Below are 10,584 nucleotides of genomic sequence, written 5' to 3' on the forward strand. Positions count from 1 at the left end.
CATATTATCCTTAAAACAAGAAATAACGTTGAGCCATTGGCAGCACATCGGCTGGCTCACAGGTCAGCAGTTCCCCATCGGCGCGCACTTCGTATGTTTCAGGATGCACATCCATCACGGGGCAGTAAGTATTATGTTTCATGTCATGTTTGGTAATGTTGCGCGTGTTTTTACACGGGCTGATCAACTTTTTAAGTTGCAACTTCTGATCGACGCCTTCATCAATTGCCACTTGCGGCAAAAAGGTGATACACGTGTTATGTACAGCACGTGGATAAGAACCAAACATCGGACGATAATGCACAGGCTGTGGCGTTGGAATTGAAGCATTGATATCGCCCATCGGTGCTGCGGCAATCATCCCGCCTTTGATAATCATCGAGGGTTTAACCCCAAAAAATGCGGGCTTCCAAAGCACTAAATCGGCCAACTTTCCTTCTTCTATTGACCCCACTTCATGGCTTAAACCGTGTGTAATAGCAGGATTGATGGTGTATTTGGCGATGTAACGCTTAATTCGGTTGTTATCATGAAACTCATTGTCTCCTTCAAGTGCGCCGCGTTGTACCTTCATTTTATGTGCAGTTTGCCATGTCCGAATAATCACTTCTCCCACGCGGCCCATGGCCTGAGAGTCTGACGACATCATCGAAATAGCACCTAGATCTTGTAAAATATCCTCTGCTGCAATGGTTTCACGACGAATACGACTTTCAGCAAATGCCACATCTTCTGCAATTGCAGGATCCAAATGATGACACACCATCAGCATATCCAAATGCTCATCGATGGTATTGATAGTATATGGGCGTGTTGGATTGGTCGAAGATGGCAGTACGTTGGCCTGCCCGATCGCTTTTAAAATATCGGGGGCATGCCCACCGCCAGCACCTTCGGTATGATAGGTATGAATGGTTCGGTTTTTAAATGCCCCGAGCGTTTCTTCCAAAAAGCCGCCTTCATTGAGTGTATCGGTATGAATAGCAACCTGCACATCAAACTCATCGGCCACACTCAGGCAGTTATCAATTGCAGCAGGCGTCGAGCCCCAGTCTTCGTGCAGTTTAAGCCCCACCACACCCGCTTTAATCTGTTCACGAATCGGATCCGGTAAACTAATATTGCCTTTACCCAGCAAACCAATATTCATGGGTAAATCGTCAATGGCTTGTAACATGGTACCAATGTGCCATGGGCCAGGTGTAACTGTCGTGGCTGACGTTCCTGCTGCCGGTCCAGTACCACCACCCACCATAGTAGTCACACCAGACATCAATGCCGTTTCTACCTGCTGAGGACAAATCCAGTGAATATGAGTGTCAATTCCGCCTGCGGTCAGAATTTGCCCTTCACCTGCAATGACCTCTGTTGCTGCGCCGAGTGGAATGGTAATGTCTGGCTGAATATCTGGATTTCCAGCTTTACCAATTTTCCAGATACGACCATTTTTAAGGCCCACATCGGCTTTTACAATGCCCCACCAATCAACAATCAATGCATTGGTAATTACGGTATCTGCCACTTGATCTGCAAGTAACTGCGATTGCCCCATGCCATCGCGAATCACCTTACCACCACCAAATTTGACTTCTTCGCCATAAGTGGTGAGGTCTTGTTCTACTTCAATAAATAGTTCGGTATCGGCTAAACGGACTCGATCTCCTACCGTTGGGCCAAACATTTCAGCGTATGCACGACGCGACATTTTCATATTAAAAGGCCTTCCACATTGTTTTCATTCTGAGTCCAGTGCGCCCATCACACGACCGGCAAATCCATATACTTCTCGCTTGCCTGCCAGTGCAACCAATTCAATCTCTCGGTTTTGTCCCGGTTCAAATCGAACCGCGGTTCCTGCGGCAATATTTAGACGATAGCCTCTAGCTTGTTCACGATCAAACTCCAGTGCATCATTGGCTTCTGCAAAATGAAAATGTGATCCGACCTGAATAGGACGGTCGCCAGTATTGGCAACACTGATTTTGAGCGTTGGTCGGCCGACATTGAGTTCAATAATACTATCGGGAGTGAGCACTTCTCCAGGAATCATGATGTTCTCCTCTGAATGATTAAACAATGGGTTGATGAACCGTCACAAGTTTTGAACCATCTGGAAAAGTCGCCTCGACCTGTACCTCAGCAATCATTTCGGCCACGCCATCCATCACATCATTTTTACTGAGTAAGGTGGTGCCGTAATGCATCAATTCTGCAACGCTCATTCCATCACGCGCACCTTCTAACAGTGCTGCTGAAATAAATGCGACTGCTTCAGGATAATTTAACTTTAAACCACGTGCCTTACGACGCTCAGCGACCAAACCTGCAGTAAAAATCAACATCTTGTCTTTTTCGGTTGGATTCAGTTCCATTTCGATATACCTAGTTTCATTAAGTGTCTTTAAAGCAAAATATGTGCACACATGTGGCATTGAAGCTTTGTTTATTTATCTTCTGGTTGATAAACCCACTACTCGCCTACAATTAAGTGCGCCAAATTCGCGGAAATTCTTCATCTAAATTGAGCCAGTAACGACGCAATCGAGCGCGTATGGCAGCAAATGCATCATGACATTGCCGAACATCATCACCTAAATAACGGGCACAGAGCACATCATCGAGTAGCGTCAGTGTTACCGGTGCATCCATACGCATAATCAATTCTCGAATCAGCTCAACATGCTGCTCAAGATCGACTTTAGCGCGATGTGTTTCAGGTGCAACCGCCCACAAACTGGCCATTACGGCGTGTCCGTTCATGCCTAAACATGATCGTAACCAGCGATCATTTCCTGTAAAGCGCAGTGTGTCGGCAACCAGTAGTTTCTGATCACGATATAACGTAAATATATTGCGATAAGCACCGTCAGAAAATGTCTCCGCGCGAGCCTGACGCCCAAGAACCAGCATATCCCATCCAATAAAACTGGCGGCTTGATCAAGATGAATGGTGGTTTCCGACTGCGCATTTGCACCATCGTAGAGCATGGTTTCCTGAGGAAGCCATTCTAAAATCGAACGTCCTCGTGCATTTAAATAAATATGTTGCGCAGCTGGTTTACCATTGGTGCGATACCATTTTCCAGCTCCTGGAGTCGTCACAACTGCATGTGCGCCTTCTTCTGTATATATCTGAAAAGTTAAATGATCTCCCCCCGCAATACCTGCTGGTGGATGCACCAATATTGCATGACATACACCCGTTTTTTCAGGCCATAGCATTTTTTGCACCCGAACAGGTCCGTGATGCTTTCTATGCTTCATAATGGTGCGCTCACCATCATCATGAAAGCCTAATTCGAGTTGGGCATACCACAAAGCTTTGGATCTTTGGATGTGAAAGTCCTGTGGCTGATTCATGCTGTTCCTTTATGCGACATGTTCTACTGGTCTGATCAGTTAAGCAATTTTTGCACCAAGAATTGGCAATTTTTTAAAAGGATTGCTTAAACGTTTATTTTACATACATTTCAATAGCATAATTTTTGGTACTTTTCTTGTGTTATTTTTTTCAATCAAGTGATTGAGATGATTTTGTGATATTGATTAGCCAAAATTTAGTCAATTTTCACAAATAATGACAAGGTTTTAGCGCCACAATACCGATAGAATAGCGGGCTTAACGACCACCCTAACCTAATTGTTCTGATAATGAAAACCCTGACAATATTAATAAGTTGTGCCGCACTCTCTGGTTGTGTAATCGGAAGCTCAAATGAAGTGAAACGTGCTGAAAAATTGCTGCAAAATTTCGAGTGTAAAAATCTCGAAACCACCGAAATTCCGCACAGTTCGATCAACAGCTTTCATCAGCAATCTCTAGCAACCAGTAAAGCCAAGGCCACAAGCTATGTTGAACAATTTAAATCGGGCGATGCAACATTTAAAATGCCACTCGATGAAGCCGTACAACAACAATTACAACGTTATAAAGCAGCCTGCCAGGCATTGGGTGGTATTAATCCTGAGTTGAAATAAACTGATACTTATGAGGGAATGTTCTACCTAATCTTACATTTCAATTATTTAACTGGCTTGATTTTTTTTATAGGCTGGGCATCCATTAAATAAATAATGATTGGGTAAAACATGAAAAAATCGTTATTAGCGCTTGCATTGACCAGTTTGGTTCTAGCCGCTTGCTCAAAACCTGAAAATAAAACAGATACTGCTACCGCTGAGCAGCATAGTCAAGCCGCATCTGAGGTTAAACACGACCAGCATCAAGCCCATGATATGACGCATACTGCTGAAAATTCACTGGATTGGTCGGGTGATTATCAAGGTAAATTGCCGTGTGCCGACTGCGAAGGCATTCAAACTGAGCTTCAGTTAAACGACGACAAAACCTATGTACTTAAAGAAACGTATTTAGGTAAAGGCGATGGTAAGCCGTTTGAAACCAAAGGAAGTTTTACATTTGACTCAAAAAATCCATCGATGATTGTATTAGATCAGAAGTCTGAACAGCGTAAATTCTTTATTGGTGAAAATACTGCAACAGCACTTGATTTGGAAGGCAACAAAATTGACGGCAGTTTGGCTGAATATTATGTTTTAAAAAAGAAAAGTTAAATTTGCATCAAAAAACCCTGCGATTGCAGGGTTTTTTCTTTCTTTACTCAATTAGTGAGCAGAGAACTGATTCATTGTATTTTTGCTTGCATCACCAGCTTTAAGTGCTTGCTCGCCAGAGAAGATCTCTTTGTGGTCATCACCGATGTCAGAACCCGCCATTGCTTGGTGTTTCACACATGCAATACCGCCACGGATTTCTTTACGCTGAACACCCGCAACATAAGCCAACATACCTTCTTCACCAAAGTAGCCTTTTGCCAACTCATGTGTAGACAATGCAGCAGTGTGGTAAGTCGGTAGTGTAATCAAGTGATGGAATACACCCGCTTCACGTGCAGCATCTGCTTGGAAGGTACGGATTTTTTCGTCTGCATCCGCAGCCAATTCCGTGTTGTCATATTCAGCGCTCATCAACTTAGCACGATCGTAGGCAGAAACGTCTTTGCCTTCAGCAGCCCAACGGTCATAAGATTGCTGACGGAAGTTCAGTGTCCAGTTGAATGACGGACTATTGTTATAGACCAGTTTTGCATTTGGAACCACTTCTTTCACACGATTCACCATGTGTGCAATTTCAGCTACGTTTGGTGTTGGTGTTTCAATCCACAGCATGTCTGCACCATTTTGCAAGCTGGTGACACAGTCAAGTACCACGCGGTCGATTTGTGTGCCTTCACGGAACTGATACAAGCCAGACGCCAAACGTTTAGGACGATGCAACTTACCATCACGCTTGATTAAGATCTCATCATCACTTGCTTCAGCAATATCGATTTCTTGTGTATCGAGATAGCTGATGTATTGAGATGCCAAGTCGCCTTTTTCTTTCGACACTGGAATTTTTTGAGTCAAATCCGCGCCTTCAGAGTCAGTACGTGCAACAATCACGCCCTCATCGATTCCAAGCTCAATAAATGCAAAACGTACTGCATTGATTTTTGCAAGGAAATCTTCATGTGGAACAGTTACTTTACCTGCTTGGTGACCACACTGTTTTGCGTCAGAAACTTGGTTTTCGATTTGGATCGCACATGCACCCGCTTCGATCATTTTTTTAGTCAAAAGGTAAGTTGCTTCTTCATTACCGAAGCCAGCATCGATGTCGGCAATGATTGGCACAACGTGCGTTTCGAAGTTGTCAATTTGCGCTTCAATTTCTTTGGCTTTCGCTGTATCACCTGCTGCTTCAGCTTTTTGTAATGCACGGAACAAATCGTTTAGTTCTTTAGCATCTGCTTGACGCAAGAAGGTATAGATTTCTTCGATCAATGCAGGAACAGAGGTTTTTTCATGCATAGATTGGTCAGGAAGTGGACCAAATTCAGAACGAAGTGCAGCAACCATCCAGCCTGATAGATAGATATAACGCTTAGATGTCGTGCCAAAATATTTTTTGTTGGCGATCATTTTTTGTTGTGCAATAAAACCATGCCAGCAACCCAAAGACTGAGTATATTTGCTAGTGTCCGCATCGTATTCAGCCATGTCTTGACGCATAATGGACGCTGTATACTTGGCAATGTCTAAACCTGTACGGAAACGGTTTTGAACAATCATACGAGCTGCATCTTCTGCACGGATTGCATTCCACGTGCCACCTAATTTGTCCTTAACGGTACGAACGTGCTCTAAAGCTGATTGATATGTAGTCATGATATTGCCCTATAATCATTTTGGGTTGATCGAAGTTCCAGTTCAAAATCAGATTAAATTATTTGACTAGATTTTGTACTGTTCTTCGCTATGAATACAGCTTAGTAGTTGCAAAAAAATTAATCCAATATTCTAAGCTAATTTTCGGTATTTATTTAAAAAATACATAGATAAAAGTCGTAATATAATTAAAATACCACAAACTAAGCTTTTGTTATTTAATAAATAAAAATAATCATTAAGCTGATTTAAAATGACGCTATCGTGTTAATTTTGATATTAGACTTAAGTCGACTCCGCTATTTTAGATCAAATAAAAACCAAATTATCGATCAAAATTGCCAGTGCGATTGCATTTTTTATCAGATATAATTGTTGCACGTAGTAGATGCAACTGATCAATTTTTGTATTTTACTCATCATCATTATGTACTTGTCATTGAATCTGTACCGCGATGGTTCATGTTTTTATTGATGACTCGAAATTTCTGCTTTTATTCGATATGGTCTTTTTTATGTTTACGTTGACACAAATCAAATGAACTGTGGCATAATCAAATATAATTTTCTTTTTTTATTCTCGGTATTTTTTTTATGAATCTAGAGCGAGTTGACCTCAATCTATTAATTTATCTTGATGTACTACTTCGCGAAAAGAACGTTACTCGTGCAGCTGAACAATTGGGTGTTACCCAACCTGCCATGAGTAATATTCTACGCCGTTTACGCAATTTATTTAATGATCCGTTGTTAATTCGTTCATCTGAAGGTATGACACCCACCGAGCGCGCGCTCGAACTTCAGCCGCGTATTCGCGATGCCTTATCTGATTTGTCGATGATTCTGGAACCGAGAACAGAGTTTCGCCCTTATACAAGCAGTCGCGTGTTTCGTGTCATGACCTCTGACTACGCCGAAGCAACGCTCATCCCGCGCTTGGTCAAAGCATTACGTTCAGAAGCACCGAATGTGGTGTTAGACTTTCTCACACCAAGTGACGTTTCATATCGTGACATGGAGCAAGGTAAAGTCGATCTTGCGATTAACCGTTTCAATGAAATTCCACAAAGTTTTCATCAGGTTCTGGTTTGGCGTGACAGTTTTAGCTGCTTATTAAATGACAAGCACCCTGCTGTTCAGCACCTAAATTTAAAAAGCTACCTCGATGCGCAACATATCTGGGTATCGAAAACCGGTATGGGCGTGGGATTTGGTGTCAACCCAGACAAGCAAGCGGGCTTAGGCTGGATTGATCAGGCACTTGAGCGAATCGGACAAAAACGTAAAATTTCAGTGTTTACCCGTCATTATCAGATGCCTGCATTATTGGCGCAAAATGTGGATCTGATTGCGACCCTTCCAACACGAATGGCGCGTTTGCAAGCGCAAAATCCGCGTCTTGTGATAAAAGATCCACCGTTTTATATTCCAGAGTTTGAATTAAAAATGGCATGGTGTCCGTTATTACATCATCATCCTGCACATCGCTGGTTACGCCAACTGATTCTTTTTGTTGCTCGACAAATGATCGAAGAAGAAAATCGTGAATTTATCACCAATAACTCACAGTTTTCTCATTACTAATTGAAATTTTTCTTAAATTCTTCTTTTTTCACGCTTATACTAATTTAAAACAGAGGTAGTCTGACTACCTCACTATTTTTTATCTAAGTTTTCGCAAAATAACCAATACAACAGGTGAACTGTGAGTCTCTTTCAAAATGCCATCATCATCATGATGCTGATTGTTGCGGCTGGTTTTTTATCACTCACTGAAATTGCGCTAGCGGGCGCGCGCAAAGTCAAGCTGAAAATCCTGGCCGAATCTGGTGATGAACGCGCCCAAAAGGTGTTGGATTTGCAGGCGCAATCTGCAGATTTCTTTGCCGCATCGCAAATAGGCTTAAATGCTGTTGCGATACTCGGGGGTATTTTAGGTGAGGCCGCATTTCGGCCATTTTTTGTCGAACTGATTGATCGCGTCTACGACGGCCCTTGGACCGAAACCATTGGCTTTAGCTTATCGTTTACCTTTGTTACCTCGTTATTTATTTTATTTGCCGACCTCATGCCAAAGCGCTTGGCCATGATTGCACCTGAAAAAATCGCGGTCAGTGTCATTGAACCTATTCAGATCTTTATTAAAGTCTGCAAGCCATTGGCATGGCTGATTAATGCGATCGCGAATATGTTGTTCCGTTTATTTAAGGTCAATACCATTCGTGATGACAACATTACCTTCGATGACATTTCAGCAGTCATGGAAGCTGGTGCGCAGGCTGGTGTATTACAAAAACAAGAGCATCATTTTATTGAGAATGTTTTTGAGCTAGAAGAACGAACGGTTCCTTCGAGCATGACCACGCGTGAAAACATTGTGTATTTTACACTCGATGAGACCGATGAAAGCATTCGTCAAAAACTGGCTGAGTATCCGTATTCGAAGTTTTTGGTGTGTAATGCACATATCGATCAGGTGATTGGCTATGTAGATGCCAAAGATATTTTGGTGCGGATTTTGAAAAATCAATCTTTGATTCAACTCAAAGAAAATACCATCCGAACCGTTTTAACCATTCCCGATACACTCACCCTTTCTGAGGTACTTGATCGATTCCGATCGACCAAGGAAAAATTTGCGGTCGTTATCAATGAATACGCTTGGGTTGTTGGTGTGATTACCCTCAGTGATATCATGATTACTGTGATGGGTGATTGGGTCACTCCAATGGATGAAGAGCTACAAATTATTAAGCGCGATAATAATTCTTGGCTTATAGACGGTGGTACACCAATTGAAGATCTTAAACATGCGCTTGAGATCGATGAAATGCCTGATGAAGAAAATTATGAAACACTGGCAGGTTTTATGATGTATCAATTACGCAAAATCCCTCGCCCTGCCGATACAGTTGAATTTTCAGGATTCAAATTTGAGGTGGTCGATGTGGATCACTATAAAATTGACCAGTTGCTGGTCACGCGTATTCTTGAAAAACCAGAAGAGCATATTTTACTCGATCATTAATCTGGTTGCTTAGAAATCAAAAATGCCTCTTAAGTGAGGCATTTTTTTATCATTCAAAGCGATCGCTCGTAATCTAGATGAATGTACCTGAATGTTTAATACAGCAGACACATTTCTCTAGATGTAGCAATTAAGCAAGTAATGCATCGATCAGTGCCTGATAATGAATCTGAATATCTTCAGCCAAAATTTTATATGCATTATCAAACTGAACCATTGGCCAGCCTTGTTTCCAAAATGGGAAAATATCGTGTAAATCTTTGGTCACAATACTGTCTTCACGCGTAATTGCTTGAGCAATTTGCGCCAAGACTTGTGCTGTTTGTGCACCATCTACGGCCATATAATCGATGCCACGTGCTTTTAAAATACGAATACGATCTTTTTTATACCGAATTTTTTTTGCTTGTGTAGAATTTAGGCCCAGTGCTAACGTTACTGCTTCTACAAATTTTTCTTCAAAGTTTTGATTTAAAGCCACAATTGCCTGTTTGTGTGCCTCTTGTCGCCCTGCTTTGCCCCCGTTACGAATAATCTCTTTCGCTTCGATATCTAGCTCGTCTTTTTTCATCGACTGTAAAATATCTAAAATTTCGATATCGCTTAAAGATTCATGAGACTGTTCTGTCATGGGAGTCCTTGGGAAAAATGAAAGATATATTGTCTCATAAAAGTCACTCTAAAACAGAATAAAACGAAAGGAAAAGCACAGTGTTTATTACGCCACTTTGTATATTCAACGCGCTTTTCAACGTCATATTTCACGTTGAAATATGAAAAATTCATCAATAGATTATGCGGCGTAGTGTATCGTTTTGAAATTTTAATATTTATCTTTGGTCAGAATATATCTTTTAAGCGCTCAAGTGATTTCTCTTAATGATTTTAATCTATATCAGTGTACACGCGAGAAGTTGCGATGTTTTTGTTCAAAAAATGAAATAAGATGGATAAGCAGAATCATTCGAAATAATCAATGTTTTTGATCTTTTTACACAGATTCATATACAAAACCGCACCAGTTGAGTGCAAAAATAATTTTAAAAATTACAGACTTATATTTTTTTTAAGACTTTAGTCGCATAGACACATTCTGCAATTGTACTTTTAAGAAAAATTAATGAATATACGCAGGTTCTAAAATTTTGAACAATTATATAAGTATTATTTTTTGGGCTAAGGATTGCGCACATGCTTACTTTTTTAGGTATCAGGGTAATCCTCCCATAAATAACCGAAGTCAAAAGTAGAGATTAAGCAGCTATCAGAGGTGGTTTTCCTCGATTGGCTTGATGCGGTCTTTCATAGTTGTAACGCCACAACCA

10 protein-coding genes are annotated in these 10,584 nt (G+C 41.3%); 4 read left to right on the top strand and 6 right to left on the bottom strand.

Annotated elements, in window-relative coordinates; translation table 11 throughout:
• Positions 1–10: 10 nt before the first annotated feature.
• From ureC to L2096_RS09805, 4 genes are all read right to left on the bottom strand, one after another.
• The gene (ureC, locus tag L2096_RS09790; RefSeq protein WP_104124426.1) at positions 11–1,711 is read right to left on the bottom strand and encodes an urease subunit alpha; all 1,701 of its coding nucleotides are present in this window, start codon (positions 1,709–1,711) and stop codon (positions 11–13) included.
• 24 nt (positions 1,712–1,735) lie between these two features.
• On the bottom strand, positions 1,736–2,050 hold the full coding sequence (locus tag L2096_RS09795; protein WP_004936116.1) for an urease subunit beta: 315 nt from the start codon (positions 2,048–2,050) through the stop codon (positions 1,736–1,738).
• A 19-nt stretch (positions 2,051–2,069) separates the two neighbouring features.
• Positions 2,070–2,372 (bottom strand): urease subunit gamma, encoded by a 303-nt coding sequence (ureA, locus tag L2096_RS09800; RefSeq protein ID WP_004936114.1) that lies wholly within the window; start codon positions 2,370–2,372, stop codon positions 2,070–2,072.
• A gap of 112 nt (positions 2,373–2,484) precedes the next feature.
• A complete protein-coding gene (locus tag L2096_RS09805; protein WP_250365315.1) occupies positions 2,485–3,360 on the bottom strand; it encodes an urease accessory protein UreD in 876 nt (291 codons plus the stop codon).
• Between the two features lie 291 nt (positions 3,361–3,651).
• On the opposite strand from L2096_RS09805, the gene L2096_RS09810 reads away from it, so the two are divergent.
• Positions 3,652–3,978, top strand: a complete 327-nt coding sequence (locus tag L2096_RS09810; RefSeq protein WP_004936107.1) for a hypothetical protein — start codon at positions 3,652–3,654, stop codon at positions 3,976–3,978.
• Positions 3,979–4,089: 111 nt separating this feature from the next.
• The gene (locus tag L2096_RS09815; protein WP_104124427.1) at positions 4,090–4,575 is read left to right on the top strand and encodes a copper resistance protein NlpE; all 486 of its coding nucleotides are present in this window, start codon (positions 4,090–4,092) and stop codon (positions 4,573–4,575) included.
• A gap of 51 nt (positions 4,576–4,626) precedes the next feature.
• Here the strand turns inward: L2096_RS09815 and L2096_RS09820 are convergent, their stop codons facing one another.
• Positions 4,627–6,231, bottom strand: a complete 1,605-nt coding sequence (locus L2096_RS09820) for an isocitrate lyase (protein WP_004936104.1) — start codon at positions 6,229–6,231, stop codon at positions 4,627–4,629.
• A 594-nt stretch (positions 6,232–6,825) separates the two neighbouring features.
• On the opposite strand from L2096_RS09820, the gene L2096_RS09825 reads away from it, so the two are divergent.
• Together L2096_RS09825 and paeA are read left to right on the top strand one after the other, a co-directional pair.
• On the top strand, positions 6,826–7,815 hold the full coding sequence (locus L2096_RS09825; protein ID WP_004936102.1) for a LysR family transcriptional regulator: 990 nt from the start codon (positions 6,826–6,828) through the stop codon (positions 7,813–7,815).
• Between the two features lie 121 nt (positions 7,816–7,936).
• The gene (gene paeA, locus L2096_RS09830; protein WP_004936099.1) at positions 7,937–9,259 is read left to right on the top strand and encodes a polyamine export protein PaeA; all 1,323 of its coding nucleotides are present in this window, start codon (positions 7,937–7,939) and stop codon (positions 9,257–9,259) included.
• A 130-nt stretch (positions 9,260–9,389) separates the two neighbouring features.
• On the opposite strand, the gene L2096_RS09835 is transcribed toward paeA, so the two are convergent.
• On the bottom strand, positions 9,390–9,890 hold the full coding sequence (locus tag L2096_RS09835; protein ID WP_004936095.1) for a hypothetical protein: 501 nt from the start codon (positions 9,888–9,890) through the stop codon (positions 9,390–9,392).
• Positions 9,891–10,584: the final 694 nt, after the last annotated feature.

This window comes from Acinetobacter sp. ACZLY 512 (assembly GCF_023614015.1).
Lineage (GTDB): Bacteria > Pseudomonadota > Gammaproteobacteria > Pseudomonadales > Moraxellaceae > Acinetobacter > Acinetobacter soli.

Bases quoted from the DNA above. Each gene is read 5' to 3' on its own strand.
- L2096_RS09825 (WP_004936102.1), top strand. From the start codon at position 6,826: ATGAATCTAGAGCGAGTTGACCTCAATCTATTAATTTATCTTGATGTA.
- L2096_RS09810 (WP_004936107.1), top strand. From the start codon at position 3,652: ATGAAAACCCTGACAATATTAATAAGTTGTGCCGCACTCTCTGGTTGT.
- ureA (WP_004936114.1), bottom strand. From the start codon at position 2,372: ATGGAACTGAATCCAACCGAAAAAGACAAGATGTTGATTTTTACTGCA.
- L2096_RS09815 (WP_104124427.1), top strand. From the start codon at position 4,090: ATGAAAAAATCGTTATTAGCGCTTGCATTGACCAGTTTGGTTCTAGCC.
- L2096_RS09805 (WP_250365315.1), bottom strand. From the start codon at position 3,360: ATGAATCAGCCACAGGACTTTCACATCCAAAGATCCAAAGCTTTGTGG.
- L2096_RS09820 (WP_004936104.1), bottom strand. From the start codon at position 6,231: ATGACTACATATCAATCAGCTTTAGAGCACGTTCGTACCGTTAAGGAC.
- L2096_RS09795 (WP_004936116.1), bottom strand. From the start codon at position 2,050: ATGATTCCTGGAGAAGTGCTCACTCCCGATAGTATTATTGAACTCAAT.
- ureC (WP_104124426.1), bottom strand. From the start codon at position 1,711: ATGAAAATGTCGCGTCGTGCATACGCTGAAATGTTTGGCCCAACGGTA.
- L2096_RS09835 (WP_004936095.1), bottom strand. From the start codon at position 9,890: ATGACAGAACAGTCTCATGAATCTTTAAGCGATATCGAAATTTTAGAT.